18 protein-coding genes are annotated in these 16221 nt (G+C 60.5%); 8 read left to right on the plus strand and 10 right to left on the minus strand.

Annotation, left to right across the window (positions count from 1 at the left end):
- Window positions 1-182 precede the first annotated feature (182 nt).
- The 3 genes from KGA85_RS24435 to KGA85_RS24445 all read left to right on the plus strand — a co-directional run bounded on the left by KGA85_RS24435 (window position 183) and on the right by KGA85_RS24445 (window position 3562).
- Window positions 183-1790 (plus strand): inorganic phosphate transporter, encoded by a 1608-nt coding sequence (locus KGA85_RS24435; RefSeq protein WP_223455763.1) that lies wholly within the window; start codon window positions 183-185, stop codon window positions 1788-1790.
- Window positions 1791-1976: 186 nt separating this feature from the next.
- Window positions 1977-2843 carry a hypothetical protein gene (locus KGA85_RS24440; protein WP_223455762.1) on the plus strand — a complete coding sequence of 289 codons (867 nt, stop codon included), beginning with the start codon at window positions 1977-1979 and terminating at the stop codon, window positions 2841-2843.
- Window positions 2840-3562, plus strand: a complete 723-nt coding sequence (locus KGA85_RS24445; RefSeq protein ID WP_056725897.1) for a TylF/MycF/NovP-related O-methyltransferase — start codon at window positions 2840-2842, stop codon at window positions 3560-3562. The genes KGA85_RS24440 and KGA85_RS24445 overlap by 4 nt, the downstream gene beginning before the upstream one ends.
- Before the next feature lie 183 nt (window positions 3563-3745).
- Here the strand turns inward: KGA85_RS24445 and KGA85_RS24450 are convergent, their stop codons facing one another.
- Window positions 3746-4180 carry a multidrug/biocide efflux PACE transporter gene (locus KGA85_RS24450; RefSeq protein ID WP_223455761.1) on the minus strand — a complete coding sequence of 145 codons (435 nt, stop codon included), beginning with the start codon at window positions 4178-4180 and terminating at the stop codon, window positions 3746-3748.
- A 90-nt stretch (window positions 4181-4270) separates the two neighbouring features.
- Between KGA85_RS24450 and KGA85_RS24455 the strand changes: the two genes are divergently transcribed.
- Complete coding sequence (locus tag KGA85_RS24455; protein ID WP_223543442.1) at window positions 4271-5125, plus strand: LysR family transcriptional regulator; 855 nt, start codon at window positions 4271-4273, stop codon at window positions 5123-5125.
- 46 nt (window positions 5126-5171) lie between these two features.
- Here the strand turns inward: KGA85_RS24455 and KGA85_RS24460 are convergent, their stop codons facing one another.
- The 3 genes from KGA85_RS24460 to KGA85_RS24470 all read right to left on the minus strand — a co-directional run bounded on the left by KGA85_RS24460 (window position 5172) and on the right by KGA85_RS24470 (window position 7257).
- Window positions 5172-6407, minus strand: a complete 1236-nt coding sequence (locus KGA85_RS24460) for an RNA polymerase sigma factor (protein ID WP_223543443.1) — start codon at window positions 6405-6407, stop codon at window positions 5172-5174.
- A 1-nt stretch (window position 6408) separates the two neighbouring features.
- On the minus strand, window positions 6409-6753 hold the full coding sequence (locus tag KGA85_RS24465) for a YciI family protein (RefSeq protein WP_007985194.1): 345 nt from the start codon (window positions 6751-6753) through the stop codon (window positions 6409-6411).
- Between the two features lie 78 nt (window positions 6754-6831).
- Window positions 6832-7257: a YybH family protein gene (locus tag KGA85_RS24470; protein WP_223543444.1), complete on the minus strand. Its 426-nt coding sequence runs from the start codon at window positions 7255-7257 to the stop codon at window positions 6832-6834.
- A gap of 142 nt (window positions 7258-7399) precedes the next feature.
- On the opposite strand from KGA85_RS24470, the gene KGA85_RS24475 reads away from it, so the two are divergent.
- A complete protein-coding gene (locus tag KGA85_RS24475) occupies window positions 7400-7885 on the plus strand; it encodes a GNAT family N-acetyltransferase (protein ID WP_223543445.1) in 486 nt (161 codons plus the stop codon).
- A gap of 152 nt (window positions 7886-8037) precedes the next feature.
- On the opposite strand, the gene KGA85_RS24480 is transcribed toward KGA85_RS24475, so the two are convergent.
- The 3 genes from KGA85_RS24480 to KGA85_RS24490 all read right to left on the minus strand — a co-directional run bounded on the left by KGA85_RS24480 (window position 8038) and on the right by KGA85_RS24490 (window position 9840).
- Window positions 8038-8526, minus strand: coding sequence for a GNAT family N-acetyltransferase (locus KGA85_RS24480; protein ID WP_223536481.1), 489 nt, complete (start codon window positions 8524-8526; stop codon window positions 8038-8040).
- A 98-nt stretch (window positions 8527-8624) separates the two neighbouring features.
- On the minus strand, window positions 8625-9110 hold the full coding sequence (locus KGA85_RS24485) for a GyrI-like domain-containing protein (protein ID WP_223543446.1): 486 nt from the start codon (window positions 9108-9110) through the stop codon (window positions 8625-8627).
- Between the two features lie 67 nt (window positions 9111-9177).
- Window positions 9178-9840, minus strand: coding sequence for a LysE family translocator (locus KGA85_RS24490; RefSeq protein ID WP_223543447.1), 663 nt, complete (start codon window positions 9838-9840; stop codon window positions 9178-9180).
- 137 nt (window positions 9841-9977) lie between these two features.
- Here KGA85_RS24490 and alaC point away from each other — a divergent pair, with 137 nt between their 5' ends.
- Complete coding sequence (alaC, locus tag KGA85_RS24495; protein WP_223543448.1) at window positions 9978-11195, plus strand: alanine transaminase; 1218 nt, start codon at window positions 9978-9980, stop codon at window positions 11193-11195.
- A 229-nt stretch (window positions 11196-11424) separates the two neighbouring features.
- Here the strand turns inward: alaC and KGA85_RS24500 are convergent, their stop codons facing one another.
- Window positions 11425-12777, minus strand: coding sequence for a GntP family permease (locus tag KGA85_RS24500; protein ID WP_223455753.1), 1353 nt, complete (start codon window positions 12775-12777; stop codon window positions 11425-11427).
- 81 nt (window positions 12778-12858) lie between these two features.
- On the minus strand, window positions 12859-13392 hold the full coding sequence (locus tag KGA85_RS24505) for a gluconokinase (RefSeq protein WP_057713573.1): 534 nt from the start codon (window positions 13390-13392) through the stop codon (window positions 12859-12861).
- Window positions 13393-13607: 215 nt separating this feature from the next.
- Between KGA85_RS24505 and KGA85_RS24510 the strand changes: the two genes are divergently transcribed.
- Complete coding sequence (locus KGA85_RS24510) at window positions 13608-14639, plus strand: LacI family DNA-binding transcriptional regulator (RefSeq protein WP_223455752.1); 1032 nt, start codon at window positions 13608-13610, stop codon at window positions 14637-14639.
- Window positions 14640-14830: 191 nt separating this feature from the next.
- On the opposite strand, the gene KGA85_RS24515 is transcribed toward KGA85_RS24510, so the two are convergent.
- Window positions 14831-15079: a DUF6124 family protein gene (locus KGA85_RS24515; protein ID WP_095942720.1), complete on the minus strand. Its 249-nt coding sequence runs from the start codon at window positions 15077-15079 to the stop codon at window positions 14831-14833.
- Window positions 15080-15478: 399 nt separating this feature from the next.
- On the opposite strand from KGA85_RS24515, the gene KGA85_RS24520 reads away from it, so the two are divergent.
- Entirely contained in the window at window positions 15479-16114 is a 636-nt protein-coding gene (locus tag KGA85_RS24520; RefSeq protein ID WP_150756286.1) for a glutathione S-transferase family protein, read from the plus strand.
- The last annotated feature ends 107 nt before the right edge of the window (window positions 16115-16221 follow it).

The raw sequence follows: 16221 nt of genomic DNA on the forward strand, positions 1-16221 counted from the left end.
TATCAATGTTGAATGACGCACCGCCTTCGCGAGCAAGCCCGCTCCCACAGGGTTCACCTTCAAAGACCGGTGATTTCAGATCAACGGCCCGCAAATCCCCCAAACACTGATCCAGAGCAGTCTCCCTGTAACAATTGGCAACGATTATCACTGATACACCTCCCTCCTCAGGAATGTCAGTGATGGCTACGCCCTCCTTCACCGCCACCCCCGCCAGTAGCGCCAAACCGCAATTCGACAAAAAACCCGGCCTGCTCACCATCGTGGTGTTTTTCGCCGTGCTGGCCATCGGCTTGTTGTTTACCGCTTACAGCCTGATGCACGACATGAACGAACTCGGCACGGTGGTGACCACCTGGACGCCGTTCCTGCTGTTGGGCGTGGCGCTTTTGATTGCCCTGGGCTTTGAGTTCGTCAACGGCTTCCATGACACCGCCAACGCAGTGGCCACGGTGATTTACACCAACTCGCTGCCGCCGAACGTTGCGGTGGTCTGGTCCGGTTTCTTCAACTTCCTCGGGGTGCTGCTGTCCAGCGGCGCGGTGGCATTCGGCATTATCGCCCTGCTGCCGGTGGAGCTGATCCTGCAAGTCGGTTCGTCCGCCGGTTTCGCGATGATCTTCGCCCTGCTGATCGCCGCGATCCTGTGGAACCTCGGCACCTGGTGGCTGGGGCTGCCGGCGTCGTCCTCGCACACCCTGATCGGTTCGATCATCGGGGTCGGCGTGGCCAACGCCCTGATGCACGGCCACGACGGCACCAGCGGTGTGGACTGGGCCCAGGCCACCAAGATCGGTTACGCGCTGCTGCTCTCGCCACTGGTGGGCTTCGGCTTCGCGGCGCTGCTGTTGCTGGCCCTGCGCGCGTTCGTCAAGAATCGTGCGCTGTACAAGGAGCCAAAGGGCGAGACCCCGCCGCCGTGGTGGATTCGCGGCCTGTTGATCGTGACCTGCACCGGCGTGTCGTTTGCCCACGGCTCGAACGACGGCCAGAAAGGCATGGGCCTGATCATGCTGATTCTGGTGGGCACGCTGCCAATGGCCTACGCACTGAACCGCACCATGCCGGCCGATCAAGCCTTGCAGTTCGCGGCCGTCGCCGAAGTGACCCAGCAAGCGCTGGTCAAGGCGGCACCGCTACCGGCCCCCGCCGACCCACGCGCAGTGCTGTCCGAATACGTGCGCAGCAAGGAAGCCACCCCGCAACTGGTGCCAGCGCTGGCTGCGCTGACCGGTAGCATCGGCGCCCAGGTCAAGGGTTATGGCTCGCTATCGAAAGTCCCGGCCGAGGCCGTGGGCAACGTGCGTAACGACATGTACTTGAGCAGCGAAACCATTCGCCTGATGGACAAGAACAAGGTCGGTAATTTCGACGCCGACACCAATGGCAAGCTGCAACTGTTCAAGCAACAGATCGACAACTCCACGCGGTTCATTCCGTTGTGGGTGAAGATCGCCGTGGCCATCGCCCTCGGCCTGGGCACCATGGTCGGCTGGAAGCGCATCGTGGTGACCGTCGGCGAGAAAATCGGCAAGACCCACCTGACCTACGCCCAAGGCGCCTCGGCAGAAACCGTGGCGATGCTGACCATCGGCGCCGCCGACATGTTCGGCCTGCCGGTGTCGACCACTCACGTATTGTCCTCGGGCGTGGCCGGAACCATGGTCGCCAACGGCGGCGGCTTGCAGATGAAGACCATCCGCAACCTGCTGATGGCCTGGGTGCTGACCCTACCGGCGGCGATCCTGCTGTCGGGTAGCCTGTACTGGTTGTTCACCCAACTGTTCTGATCACTCCCGCCGGTACTCACATCCCGCCGCGAGCAATCGCGGCGGGATGTTTGCTTTCAGCCCGGCGCAAAGCCGCGCATTTCATCGCCAAATCAAGGTATTGATCGCTTCGTTCGAGGATGGCGCTTCAGTTTGTCAGTCTGTTGCCGACTCTTATGAGAGCCAAAGTATTCCTGGGTGAGAACCGTGAACTTATTCATCAATCAGTTGCACAAGCACGCTGATTTCAGAAGTGCGATCTACGCTGGCGACATCTTCCTCAACACCGAACTGAACGCGGCAAAGGAACTCTGTGCCTTTGCCCAGGAAAGCATCACCGCCGCCTTCGATGGCGAGACCAATCACCAGGCGCTGCACACACTGATGCCGGTGGAAGAGTTCGTGGTGCTGGTGACTCGCCTCAAGGGCCAGTTCACCAACAGCCTGCGTGCCAAGGAGCTGATCCGCAGCTTCACCGACGAAATCGGTGGCGCTGCGCAGGAGTTCATTTTCGACGTACCGCGCATCCGCGTCGTGCCCAACTACGACTACCTGCACGCTGGCGTCAGCTACGCCTACAAGCCCCATCGCGATACCTGGTACGGCGGTGTCGACTGCCAGATCAATACCTGGATGCCGGTCTACACGATCCAGCCTGAGCAGACCATGATGATCAACCCGGCCTACTTCGACGTCCCGGTGAAAAACACCTCGGCGCAGTGGAGCCTGTCTGACTGGATCGACGTGCAACGCCAGCGCGCCAAGGACAACGTCAAGGAAGAGGCGCGCCAGCACCCGGTGCCCACCGAAGCGATCAACAGCGCCTCTGAACTGCGCATTGCCGGCAACACCGCCGAGATGCTGGTGTTCTCGGGTTCGCACCTGCACGGCACCGTGCCCAATTACACGCAACACACCCGCTTCAGTGTGGACTTTCGCCTGATGCACCTCGACGACCTCAAGCAGCAGCGCGGCGCGATCAACGTCGACAGCGCCTGCCCGGATGTCGGCGCCGGTTTCAAAGACTACTTCCACGTCCACGACTTTTCGAATTTCCGAGGAATCCCGCAATGACCAAGCGTCGCATCACGCCCGCCGAGGCCCAGTACAACGAAACCCGCACCAACGTCCTGAAACGGGTCGATGCCGAATACGTGGCCGACGCTCCGTTCGTCTTCGCCAACCGCATTGGCGTGACCGCCGCATTGTCGCGTATGGAACTGTTCAAGAAGGTCGCAGAAGTGCCGGGCGCGATCATTGAGTGTGGCGTGTACAAGGGCAACTCGTTGATGCTCTACATGCACCTGTCGATGATCCTCGAACCGTATGCGATCAACCGCTCGATCGTGGGTTTCGACACCTTCGAAGGCTTCCAGAGCATCGACAAGAAAGAAGACCCGGCCGACGTCAACGAGACCATGTTCGCCGACACCGACCAGTCGCTGATCCAGGACATGATCGACGCCAACGACCTGTTGCGCCCGGTCAACCGCATTCCGCGTTGCGAACTGGTCAAGGGCGATATCGTCAAGACCGTGCCGGAGTGGGTCAAGACCCGTCCGGACCTGGTCGTGGCCATGCTGATCCTCGACACCGACCTGTACGAATCGACCAAAGTCGCGCTGGAAACCTTCCTGCCGTACATGCCCAAAGGCGCGATCGTGGTGCTCGACGAAGTCGCCTACCGCAACTTCCCGGGCGAAACCAAGGCCCTGCGTGAAGTGCTCGACCTGAACAAGATCGAACTCAAGCGCCTGCCGTTCGATTCGTGCGTGGGTTACTTCCACGTCTGATCCAAAGTCCTGGAATCTGGTGCAAAACCTGTGGGAGCGAGCCTGCTCGCGAAAGCGGTCTGACATTCAGCAATGATGTTGACTGACACGCCGCCATCGCGAGCAGGCTCGCTCCCACAAGGACCGGTTTCAGATCTCTAAGCCAACGGGCCCCCTCGCCACAAAAACCGGTTCAAACACGACTCAACAAACCTCACGAGTCACCAGCATCCGCTCCCGAACCACGTCATACATCCAGTGGTAGACGTAGGTGTACGGCAGGAAGAACAGCAACACACCGATATCCAGCACGAACGCTTGCCACAGGCTGACATTCAGCCACCAGGCGATCAGTGGCACGCCGAGGGCGACCAGACCGCCTTCGAACAACAGCGCATGCACCACGCGGACCCAGGCGTTGTGCACGATCGCCCAGCGCATCAGCAGGCGATCAAACATACCGTTGAACACCACGTTCCAGGCGAGGGCCAGTGCAGCCATGGCGATGGTCACAGCACCCATGTCCAACATCGGTTTGTCCATGATCCAGGCCAGCAACGGGGTACAGATCAGGATGGCCAGCAGTTCGAAGCCGATGGCTTGAAAAATACGTTCAGTAATGGATTTGTTGGCGCTCATGGCCGAACTCCCTTGAGTGACTGTGGTTGCCATGATCTGTCATCACGCCGATACTTCATAACCAATAACCATCGATCAAGGCGATAGTTCATGGCCTCTCACGAAGTGTTGCTGGCGTTTGTCGAAGCCGCGACCCAAGGCTCGTTTTCCGCCGCGGCACGCAAGCTCGGCCGCAGTCAGTCGACCATCAGCGCAGCGGTGGCCAGCCTGGAAATCGACCTGAACCTGACGCTGTTCGACCGCAGCAGCCGCAAGCCCGGCCTGACCCCGGCCGGGCACGTCATGCTGCAACGGGCCGAAGACATCCTGGCCGCCACCAGTCGCCTGGAAATAGCCGCCAGCCAACTGTCCCAAGGGGTGGAAGCGAAGCTGACGGTGGCGCTGTCCGATACCTATCAGTCGGACCGCTTCGAAGCTGCCCTGAGTGCCTTCGAGCAGCGTTACCCGGACCTGGAACTCGAATGCCTGATCGCCGAATGCGATGACCTGATGTCCCTGGTACAAAGCGGCCGGGCACAGATTGCCTTCGCCGAAATGCAGGACAGCTACCCGCCGGACCTGGTCAGCTCGACGGTGGACGAGCGCACGGAAATCGCCTTGTTCGTGTCCCCGGCACACTCGTTGGCGACGTTGGACTACGTCGACCGGGACGTACTGCAGCAGCACCGCGAACTGCGTCTGGCCACCATCATCAATCCCTATGAAAGTCGGGCGAAGGGCCGCGTCTGGTCGGCGCCGAGTTATCTGATGCTGTTGGAAATGGCCCAGGGCGGATTCGGCTGGGCGCCGCTGCCCCGCTGGCTGGTCGAGCGGTTCGGGCCCGGCACGTTGCAGGAACTGGTGGTGCGCGGCTGGCCGAAAACGGTGTCGGTGGATGCGTTGTGGTCGCGGCTGAATCCGCCGGGGCCGGCGGGGAGTTGGTTGCTGGGCAAGATGCTGGAATAGCGGCGCGGCGATCCGACTTGCTCGCGAAGAGGCCAGAACTGCCGCATCAATCCAACGCCTTGAGCCGCTCTTCGATAAACCGCCGCTCCGGCTCTTGCCGGGTCAACGCCAGAGCCCGCTTCCATGCCGCCCGCGCCTCTTGCTTGCGGCCCAGTTGCCGACAAAACTCCGCCCGCGCCGAATGCGCCAGGTGGTAGTCGAGCAGTTCTCCCCGCTCCAGAATGGCGTCGACCAGCGTCAGCCCCGCCAGTGGACCATCGCGTTGCGAAATCGCCGCCGCACGATTCAACTCGATCACCGGTGACGGCACCGCCCGCAGCAGGACGTCATACAGGCCGACAATCTGTGGCCAATCGGTTTCCCCCGCCGTCGGGGCTTCGGCGTGTACCGCCGCGATCGCCGCTTGCAGGCAATAAGGTCCGAATCGTCCCATGGTCAGCGCCTGTTCGATCAGCGTGCAGCCTTCGCTGATCAACCCGGCGTCCCACAGCGAACGGTCCTGTTCGTCCAGCACAATCAGCTCGCCGCTCGCCGAGGTCCTGGCCGGGCGGCGCGACTCGTGCAACAGCATCAACGCCAGCAAGCCCATCACCTCCGGCTCCGGCAAAAGCTCCACCAGCAACCGGCCGAGACGGATCGCTTCGCGGGTCAAATCCTCGCGGATCAGTTCGGCCCCGATGGACGCCGAGTACCCCTCGTTGAACACCAGGTAAATCACCCGCAATACGCTGTCCAGACGCTCGGGTAACTCAGCGAGTGTCGGCACTTGATAGGGGATTTTCGCATCGCGAATCTTCGCCTTGGCGCGCACGATGCGCTGGGCGATGGTGGCCGGGGCCGAGAGAAAGGCCCGGGCGATTTCTTCCGTGGTCAGGTCGCAGACTTCCCGCAGCGTCAGCGGCACTTGCGCGTCCGCCGCCAAGGCCGGGTGGCAGCAAGTGAAGATCAGCCGCAGGCGATCGTCTTCCACGTCTTCATCACTCCAGTCGGCCTGCTCCAGCGCCTCCAGTTGCGCGATCAGCAAGGGCTGCGACGCGGCAAAACGTGCGCGCCGACGCAAGGCATCGATGGCCTTGAAGCGCCCGGTGGACACCAGCCAGGCCCGCGGATTGTTCGGCACGCCGTCACGCTGCCAGCGTTCGACGGCGATGAAAAACGCTTCATGCAAGGCCTCTTCGGCGAGGTCGAAATCCCCCAGCAAGCGAATCAAGGTCGCAAGAATCCGCCGCGAGTCTTCGCGATAGACCCGCTCGACCTGCGCCTGAACCGGCAGCCCCGGCATCTTAAGGATTCAACTGCCGGACGGGGCGCACTTCGACACTGCCAACCCGGGCCGCCGGAATGTTCCCGGCGACCTGGATGGCTTCGTTGAGGTCCCTGGCATCGATCAGATAAAAACCGGCCAACTGCTCCTTGGTTTCAGCGAATGGCCCGTCGGTGATCGACATCTTGCCGTTGCGCATGCGCACCGTGGTGGCGGTCTGCACCGACTCCAGCGCCTCGGCGGCGACCATCCGGCCGCTGCCCTGGATCGACTCGGCATAGGCCATGCACTCTTCGTCCTTCGGGCTTTCCGGTAGCGAATGCAGCAGGCGCTCATCGCTGTAGACCAAGCATAAATACTTCATGAACGTCTCCTGATTCGAACGGATCAACTATGGCCGTGGATTGGCCATTTGACGCGGCGCCCCGACAAATAACATCGATCAGGGTTTCAGATCGAACAGGACGGTGCCGCTCATCATGTCGAACGGCGCCGACCAGTGCTCATGGACGATCTGCCACAACCCGTCTTCCTGGCGATAGCACGCACTGCCGCGCATCCAGCAGGCCTGGGTTTCGCCCTTGTCGTTGGTGCCGCCGCAATGGGCCAGCCAATGGGCGAAGGCGATCTCCTGGGACGCCTCGATGCGGATGTCCTGGAACTCGAAAATGTGCGGGCCGGGGCACATTTTCATGCAATCTTCCCAATGCGCGCGGTACGCCTCCTTGCCCTTGAATTGCAGGGCCTTGACCGCGTCGAACGAGACGATGTCGTCGGCGTACAGGGTCATGACCTTATCCACGTCCTTGGCCATCACGGCCTGGCGATAGGTTTCGATGAGGTTCTGGATCTGGGTTTGTGCATTCATGGTGGTTCTCCGTGGTTTTTACTAAGAAGACACCCTTAGTCGTCTGGCGATCCGGCAAATCGACAGACGAAATAAAAATAATCCATAACGCCAAACTCGCTAGAATCCGAGGTTCATTTTCAGTTGGAAACAGGACACTCCAGTGACAGCCCGACTCGTGCCTTATGAAAGCCTGAACACGCTGCAGCGCCAACAGGTCGAGGCCATCGAAGTGCATTCGGAGCAAATCAGGTTCTCGGGTGACATTCACGGCGCATTGCACACGTTGTTGTCCAAGCCCGGACCCGGCGTCAAGGGATTTGCCCTGCTGGCCGAGGATGTGCCCGTCGCGTTCCTGCTGCTAAAGCGCCCGCCGGTGTTGCCGGCCTGGGCCGATGAACACAGCGCCACGCTGCATGCGCTACAGGTCGATCAGCGCGCCCAGGGCAAGGGCTACGGCAAGGCCTGCCTGCAAGCGCTGCCCGAGGCGGCACGCCTGGCCTGGCCGGAAATCAGGGGGCTGGAGCTGTCGGTGGATGCCGACAACGAAGCCGCCATCGCCCTGTACACCAGGTTTGGCTTTGTCGACAGTGGCGAGGCGTACAAGGGCCGGATCGGTTATGAGCGGCGGATGGGGTTGGTGTTTTGACTGCTCAATAGCCGCTACAGATATTGCTGACACAACTGCGCCCCTGTGGGAGCGGGCTTGCTCGCGAAAGCGGTGTATCAGTCAATAGTGATGTTGAATGTACCGGCCTCTTCGCGAGCAAGCCCGCTCCCACAGGGGTTCTTCAGTGTGGCTTACAACGCCAGCACCATCTCATGCCACGCCATGCCGCCATGGTCGGACGCCGAAGGCTTGATATAGGCAAAGCCGAAACCGGCATACAACGGAATATGCCGTTCCTTGCACATCAGATTGATGGTGACCTTGCCCATCCCACGCATACGCTCGATGAATTCGCCCATCAGGCGCTTGGCCAGGCCTTGGCCCTGATAATCCGGGTGCACCACCACCGACATGATCACCACGTGCGGCCCCGCCGGGTCGTGGCCGATCAGTTCCTTGAACGCCTCGTCCGACATTTCCACCTGAAGCGCCGCACCGGAGTTGATGAATCCGGCGACAACCCCGTCCACTTCCGCGACGATAAACCCCTCGGGCCAGGTGGCGATGCGGGTAGCGATCTTCTCGCGGGTCGCGGCTTCGTCACCTTCGTAGGCAACAGTTTCGATGGCATAGCAGCGGTCCAGATCGGCGGGGGTGACGTTGCGGATGACGGTGTTCATGGCAGCTCGGAATCAGCGTGGGAAAGGCTGGGGATGATAAATCAGCCGCCGTGGGACATCGAGAGACGAATCGGCTGATCCGCCTCTCGATACACGTGTCACGCCTTGATCGGCAGCCAGATTTCCAGCTTGCCAGTGTTGAGCTTGGGGTTGAAGTCTTCGCTGTAGCGTTCGAATTCCGGGGCGTCCAGCGCCTGGTGTCCGGACTGTGGCAGCCAGGTGTCGAAGATGTAGCGAAAGGTCTGCGGCAAAGTATCCAGCGCCCCCTTGTGCTCGAACACCGCGTAATACTGGGGTTGCACTTCAACCCAGCGGTAGGTTTCCGGCAAGTCGTCGAGCTTGCTGATCTCGACCCCTGCGATGTAATCGAAGCCGCCCTTGCCGTCGAAATTGCAGCAGACACCGTAAGTGACTTCGCCTTTTTGACCCGGAATTTGGCCCAGATGCGGGTTGAACTTCTCCCAGAGTTCGGGAATGTCTTGAACGGTTTGTTGGGTAAATGTTCCGCCCAGCCCTGCAATCAGCAGGAAGTGCCCGTGTTCAAAGCGTGGCTGCGTCAGTTCGACGCGTGCTAACTCATCCATGACTCGACTCCTGACGCATAAAAATGGGTTCGGCTGGGAGTATAGAAGCCAAACCCGATTCGCCCAATTACAGTGCGTGCAATTGCTCGACGGCAGCGGCGCCAACGAACTCGTTGTAACCCGATAGGATCACGTAGACCGCGAAATAGCAGAAGATCGCCGCCGATGCCATATAGGAATAACGCAGCAATTTGTCGCCCAGCAACTTGCCGCCATGGCTCGCGGCGAAGCACAAGCATGTCGACCAGAGCAGCCCGGCACAGAGGAAGCCGCCGAGAAACAGTGCCGAACTGAGCGGGCCACCGCCACCGGAACGGGCGATCAGGGTGCCGCCCACTGCGGCGAACCAGAGAATGGCGCTGGGCGAAGACATGGCGAGAAAGATCCCGCGCAAGAACTCCTTGCGGTGGGAGTTGTTCCCGACCTCCGCCGTCTCGGCCAGCAGCGACTCGTGGTGAATCGCCGAATAGATCATCTTCGCCGCGAAGTACACCAGCAGCGCCGAGCCACCGATCCACAACACCCAACGCACGCTTTCGTACTGCAGCAACACGGTCATGCCGGCCAGCGCCAGTACCGCGTAGATCAGGTCGCCGACACAGGTCCCGAGCCCCAGCGCAAAGCCCTGGAAATAGCCGCGTTGCATGGCCAGGGTGATCATCGCGATATTGGCCACGCCGATGTCCAGGCACAGCGAGATGCTCAGCAAGAAGCCGCTGGTAAATTCCATCGAACCCTATCCTTCGGACAAATTTGTTTACATTGAGGCTGGACAGTCTGCCACAGCTGCCCTTACATTCCGCCACAGGTCACCGCAGACCTGCGTCGCTCGGACGGTTCCGGGCGCTTACGTTATCCGAGGCAACAATGGCCGAACAAGGTTCGCCGCGCCGCTTTGCGCGCATAGATCGACTCCCCCCTTACGTTTTCAACATCACCGCCGAATTGAAGATGGCCGCCCGTCGTCGTGGCGAAGACATCATCGACTTGAGCATGGGCAACCCCGACGGCGCCACGCCGCCGCACATCGTCGAAAAACTCGTCACGGTGGCCCAGCGCGAAGACACCCACGGTTACTCCACCTCCAAGGGTATTCCACGCCTGCGCCGGGCGATTTCCAACTGGTATAAGGATCGCTACAAGGTCGACATCGACCCGGAAAGCGAAGCCATCGTCACCATCGGCTCCAAGGAAGGCCTGGCGCACTTGATGCTGGCGACCCTGGATCAGGGCGACACCGTGCTGGTGCCGAACCCGAGCTACCCGATTCACATCTACGGCGCGGTGATTGCCGGCGCCCAGGTGCGGTCGGTGCCGCTGGTGCCGGGCGTGGATTTCTTCGCTGAACTGGAGCAGGCCATTCGCGGCTCGATTCCGAAGCCGAAGATGATGATCCTCGGTTTCCCGTCCAACCCCACCGCGCAGTGCGTGGAGCTGGATTTCTTCGAGCGCGTCATTGCCCTCGCCAAGCAGTACGACGTGCTGGTAGTGCACGACCTGGCCTACGCCGACATCGTCTACGACGGCTGGAAAGCCCCGTCGATCATGCAGGTGCCGGGAGCCAAGGACATTGCGGTGGAGTTTTTCACCCTGTCCAAGAGCTACAACATGGCCGGCTGGCGCATTGGCTTCATGGTCGGCAACCCGGAACTGGTCAACGCCCTGGCGCGGATCAAGAGCTACCACGACTACGGCACCTTCACCCCGCTGCAAGTGGCGGCCATCGCTGCGCTTGAAGGCGACCAGCAATGCGTGCGCGACATCGCCGAGCAGTATCGGCAGCGACGCAACGTGCTGGTCAAGGGCCTGCATGAACTGGGCTGGATGGTGGAAAACCCGAAAGCCTCGATGTACGTCTGGGCGAAGATTCCCGAGGCTTATGCGCACCTGGGCTCGCTGGAGTTCGCCAAGAAACTGCTGGCCGAAGCCAAGGTGTGTGTCTCGCCGGGTGTCGGGTTTGGCGAGTACGGCGATGATCACGTGCGCTTTGCCCTGATCGAAAACCAGGACCGGATTCGTCAGGCTGTACGCGGGATTCGCGGGATGTTCCGGGCGGATGGGTTGGCACAGAAAACCAACGCCTGACACATAGCTCTGTGAAACTCACAAACTGTGGCGAGGGGGCTTGCCCCCGTTCGGCGGCGAAGCCGTCGTAATTCCTGAAACCGCGTCTTACCTGAAGAACTGCGATGACTGGATTTGGGGCCGCTTCGCAGCCCAACGGGGGCAAGCCCCCTCGCCACAAAGAACAGGGTCAACCTTTCACCCACAAAAAAACCGCATCGCTGCGGTTTTTTTGTGCCTGCCGAATCGCTTAAACGAACAGCGACAACAACAGGATAAAGCCCAGGCCAACCACGGAGAGGATGGTTTCCATCGCGGTCCAGGTCTTGAAGGTTTCAGCCACGGTCATGTTGAAGTACTGCTTGACCAGCCAGAAACCGGCGTCGTTAACGTGGGACAGGATCAACGAACCGGCACCAGTGGCCAGCACCAGCAGCTCGCGGTTCACGCCCGGAATCATCCCCACCACCGGCACTACGATACCGGCACCGGTAATGGTCGCCACGGTCGCCGAACCGGTCGCGATACGAATCACCGCTGCCACCAGCCAGGCCAGCAGGATCGGCGAGATCTGTGCAGCCACCGCCATGTGACCGATCACATCACCTACACCGCTGGTTACCAGCATCTGCTTGAAGCCACCACCGGCACCGATGATCAGGATGATCGCGGCGGTCGGCGCAAGGCTCGCATCCAGCCATTTGAGCATCTGTTGCGAACCGATGCCCTGCTTGTAGCCGAAGGTGTATAGCGACAGCAGCAACGCCAGCAGGAGAGCCGAGATCGGGTGACCGATCAGGTCCATGAAGGTGCGAAAGAAGTTGCCGTCTGGCAGCACCACATCGGCAAAGGTCTTGAGCAACATCAGGAACACGGGTGACAGCACAGTGATCAGGGTAATGCCGAAGCTAGGCAGATCGCCTGCATCCTCATCGCGCACCAGTTGATCCACCAGTTCCTGATTCGGATGACCAGGAATGTGCTTGGCAATGAACGTACCGAAGATCGGGCCAGCGATGATGGCGGTTGGCAGCGCAACGATCAGACCATAAAGAATGGTTTTACCGATGTCGGCACCGAACACGCCGATGGCCAGCAGCGGACCCGGGTGCGGCGGCACCAGGCCGTGTACCGCGGACAGACCGGCCAGCAGCGGGATACCGATCTTGATGATCGACACGCCGGTGCGGCGGGCCACGATGAACACCAGCGGAATCAGCAACACGAAGCCGATTTCGAAGAACAGCGGAATGCCGACCAGGAACGCGGCGAACATCATCGCCCACTGCACCTTGTCCTTGCCGAAGGCGCGGATCAACGTCTGCGCAATTTGATCCGCACCGCCTGATTCGGCCATCATTTTGCCGAGCATCGTGCCCAGCGCGAGGATGATGCCGACAAAGCCAAGCACGCCACCGAAGCCGTCCTGGAACGCCTTGATGATGGTGCCGATCGGCATGCCGGAGGTCAGCCCGAGGAAGGCTGCGGCGATGATCAGTGCGAGGAATGGGTGCAACTTGAACTTGGTGATCAGGACGATAAGCCCGATCACCGTGACCACTGCATCGAGCAGCAGGAACGTCTCGTGGGACATGCCAAACATTAGGGGTGTCTCCTGGTTGTTGTTGTTATTAAAGCGGGTTGATCAGAAGTCGTGAGGACAGCGCTGTCTTTGCAAACACAGTCATACCGCCTGCTTCAGGCCGTTCGCCTGCCACCAGGCATGAGCCTGCGCCGCCAGTTGCTCGACGCTATGGGTCGAAGCATCCAGCGCCAGGGTCAACGGCTCGCCGACGGGCGATTCGAGGGTGGCGAACTGGCTGTCGATCAGGGTCGACGGCATGAAGTGGCCTGGCCGATGGGACACACGGTCGGCGGCCACTTCGGGGGTCAACTCAAGGAACACGAAACCCAGGCCCGGCAAGGCACTGCGCAGACGTTCGCGATAGACGTGCTTGAGCGCCGAACAGGTCAGCACCGGGCGCTGGCCCTTGGCGTCGACACGGCGCAGTTCATCGCACAGGCTGTCGAGCCAGCCGGCACGGTCTTCATCGTTCAGGGGAATACCCGCGCTCATCTTTTCGATGTTGGCGGCAGGGTGAAAAGAGTCGCCTTCAATGGCCGTGGCGCCGCTCAAATGGCACAGGGCCTCGCTGACGCACGTCTTGCCGCAACCGGCAACGCCCATGATGACCAGGGCGGTGATGGGATGATTCATGTAACACCTCAGCGCGCAGACAGCGCTACCTTTGCCAGTTATGACACTAGATCAAAAGCAGATGTTGCCGACGCCTTTCTTGTCATTTTGTGGGTTGCAGCAGGTTAGGTCTCAACACCAAAAAGCGAGGATCAGGCGAACCCTCGCTCACGCATTTGCAGCTGCATCGAGACAGCGCTACCTTAGTGCCTTGAATTTTGTTTGGCAAGCCGTCGATGAATCCAACTAAAAACGATAAAAATACCCGCACCACTGGCCGCCCTACCCTGAACGAAGTGGCCCGACTGGCCGGCGTCAGCCCGATCACCGCCTCCCGCGCCTTGCGCGGCGTCAGCACCGTGGCCACCGAGCTGGTGGAAAAAGTGCAGAAAGCCGCGCTGGAACTCAACTATGTGGTCAACCCTGCCGCCCGCGCCCTGGCCTCGGCCCAGAGCCAATCGGTGGTGGTGTTGGTGCCGTCGTTGTCGAACCTTTTGTTCATCGACACCCTGGAAGCCATCCATCAGGTTTTGCGCCCCAAGGGCTTCGAAGTGCTGATCGGCAACTTCCATTACTCCCGTGATGAAGAAGAAAACCTGCTGCGCAACTACATGGCCTATCAGCCGCGCGGCTTGTTACTGACCGGTTTCGACCGCACCGAAAGTTCGCGGCGGATGATCGAGGCCAGCAATATTCCGTGTGTGTACATGATGGAGCTGGACAGCGCCGCCGGGCTCAATTGCGTTGGCTTTTCGCAACTGGCGGCCGGTGAAACAGCTGCCGAACACTTGCTGTCCCGCGGCCGCAAACGCCTGGCCTACATCGGCGCGCAACTGGATCAGCGCACCTTGCTGCGCGGCGAAGGCTTCCGCAAAGCCCTGCAAAAGGCCGGTCTGTATGACCCGGACCTGGAAGTGCTGACGCCCCGCTCATCCTCCGTCGGCCTCGGCGGCGAACTGTTCCTGCAACTGCTGGCCAGTCATCCGGATGTCGATGCGATCTTCTTCGGTAACGACGACCTGGCCCAGGGCGCCTTGCTCGAAGCCATGCGCAATGGGGTCAAGATCCCCGAGCAGGTGGCGATCCTCGGCTTCAACGACTTGCCCATGTCCGAACACATGGTCCCGCGCCTGAGCAGCATCAACACCCCGCGCGAAGCCATCGGCCGCCGCGCGGCGGAGCAGATGCTGACGCTGATGGCCGGCAACACCGTGGCCAAGCCGGTGCAGGACATGGGGTTTGAGTTGAAGGTGCGGGAGAGTACGTAGACGCGACACAAACCACTGTGGCGAGGGGGCTTGCCCCCGTTGGGTTGCGAAGCAGCCCCAAAAACAGACGCCGCGGTCATACAGGTAAAACCCATAAACTGGATTACGACTGCTTCGCAGCCGAACGGGGCGGTGCGGCGTTCCGACAAGCCCCCTCGCCACAGGGAAAGCCTCTCGCCCTCGCTCTGTGTTTAGTCCTGCGGATCGAGGTTATCCAGTACCCGGTTCACCGCCAACTCGGCCAGCATGATGATCTGTGCGATCGCCAATGCCGTATTGCGCTGGCTACCTTCCAGAAAAGCAGCAAAGTCATTGGTCATGACGCTCGCCGAGGCCAACGACTCGCAGGCGTGCGCCAACAGAGTTTCGTTATTGATGCCGGGTGAGATGGAGAACATTGGGCTGGGATTGCGTGGGGGGTTCGGCGTGGGTTTGAACATGGTGATGCTCCTAGAGTGATGGAGCTGCCACGATTCGCTGCTAGACGAAAATAAGGTGGCAGCCATGCGCGGGCTAGCAGACCAGGACTCTAGAACCCGGTAGACCCGAAGGTCTTCCCGCGCACAGCCGCCATAACATGAACTGACAGGCATAAAAAACACCTGTTCATGAGTGGTGGACGCTATGCGCCTAAAGTATCCAGGCTGCTAGACCCGATCGCTGAATTTGCAGCGACGCGGAACGATAGAGTCCGGATACCAGGCGCACAAGCCGGCGGATTCTGGCGTAGTTGTAGGCAATGACGCAATAAATCGTAGGCAGCGGAAACCTGCCGAAACGCCTTTCCTACAGACCACTCCTACAATTACACCTACGCCATACGCGATGGAGCAGCTCAAATGGAACACACACTGAAGATTCTCGGCAAAGCCTCGTCCATCAACGTCCGAAAAGTCCTGTGGACCTGTGAGGAGCTGGGCATAACCTACGAACGCGAGGACTGGGGCAGTGGCTTCGCGTCCACCCACAGCCCCGAGTTCCTGCGCTTCAATCCCAACGCACAGGTGCCGGTGATCATCGATGAAGCCGGCGTGTTGTGGGAATCCAATACCATCTGCCGCTATCTGGCCGGCAAACACCAACACCACCACGAGCTGCTGCCTGGTGAACCGGCGGCACGCGCCCGGGTGGAACAGTGGATGGACTGGCAAGCCACCGAGCTCAATCCGTCGTGGAGTTATGCGTTCATGGCGCTGGTGCGCAAGGACCCGGAGTTCCAGGACGCGCATCGCCTCGAAGTCGGCATCCGCGGCTGGAACCAGAAGATGGGCATCCTCGAACATCAACTCGCGACCACCAAGGCGTATGTCGCCGGACCACAGTTTACTTTGGCCGACGTTGTCATCGGTTTGTCGGTCAATCGCTGGCTGATGACGCCGATCGACCGTCCTGACTACCCCGCCGTCGATGAATATTTCAAACGCCTGGCGCAACACCCCGGTTTCCTGAAGCATTGCTGCAATGGCTTGCCTTGAATGGCCGCAGGTTGCCGCCTGGATCGCCACACAGCAAGGCAACCTCAGGTTTGCAAGGCCACTAGTCGGCCAGCATTGAGGACGAAATCAGTCCAGCGGCTTGTCGG

The organism is Pseudomonas sp. GL-B-12, assembly GCF_019955895.1.
Lineage (GTDB): Bacteria > Pseudomonadota > Gammaproteobacteria > Pseudomonadales > Pseudomonadaceae > Aquipseudomonas.

Coding starts and splice junctions, on each gene's coding strand:
- KGA85_RS24435 (WP_223455763.1), top strand. CDS start 183: ATGGCTACGCCCTCCTTCACCGCCACCCCCGCCAGTAGCGCCAAACCG.
- KGA85_RS24445 (WP_056725897.1), top strand. CDS start 2,840: ATGACCAAGCGTCGCATCACGCCCGCCGAGGCCCAGTACAACGAAACC.
- KGA85_RS24450 (WP_223455761.1), bottom strand. CDS start 4,180: ATGAGCGCCAACAAATCCATTACTGAACGTATTTTTCAAGCCATCGGC.
- KGA85_RS24455 (WP_223543442.1), top strand. CDS start 4,271: ATGGCCTCTCACGAAGTGTTGCTGGCGTTTGTCGAAGCCGCGACCCAA.
- KGA85_RS24460 (WP_223543443.1), bottom strand. CDS start 6,407: ATGCCGGGGCTGCCGGTTCAGGCGCAGGTCGAGCGGGTCTATCGCGAA.
- KGA85_RS24465 (WP_007985194.1), bottom strand. CDS start 6,753: ATGAAGTATTTATGCTTGGTCTACAGCGATGAGCGCCTGCTGCATTCG.
- KGA85_RS24470 (WP_223543444.1), bottom strand. CDS start 7,257: ATGAATGCACAAACCCAGATCCAGAACCTCATCGAAACCTATCGCCAG.
- KGA85_RS24480 (WP_223536481.1), bottom strand. CDS start 8,526: ATGAACACCGTCATCCGCAACGTCACCCCCGCCGATCTGGACCGCTGC.
- KGA85_RS24485 (WP_223543446.1), bottom strand. CDS start 9,110: ATGGATGAGTTAGCACGCGTCGAACTGACGCAGCCACGCTTTGAACAC.
- KGA85_RS24490 (WP_223543447.1), bottom strand. CDS start 9,840: ATGGAATTTACCAGCGGCTTCTTGCTGAGCATCTCGCTGTGCCTGGAC.
- alaC (WP_223543448.1), top strand. CDS start 9,978: ATGGCCGAACAAGGTTCGCCGCGCCGCTTTGCGCGCATAGATCGACTC.
- KGA85_RS24500 (WP_223455753.1), bottom strand. CDS start 12,777: ATGTTTGGCATGTCCCACGAGACGTTCCTGCTGCTCGATGCAGTGGTC.
- KGA85_RS24505 (WP_057713573.1), bottom strand. CDS start 13,392: ATGAATCATCCCATCACCGCCCTGGTCATCATGGGCGTTGCCGGTTGC.
- KGA85_RS24510 (WP_223455752.1), top strand. CDS start 13,608: ATGAATCCAACTAAAAACGATAAAAATACCCGCACCACTGGCCGCCCT.
- KGA85_RS24515 (WP_095942720.1), bottom strand. CDS start 15,079: ATGTTCAAACCCACGCCGAACCCCCCACGCAATCCCAGCCCAATGTTC.
- KGA85_RS24520 (WP_150756286.1), top strand. CDS start 15,479: ATGGAACACACACTGAAGATTCTCGGCAAAGCCTCGTCCATCAACGTC.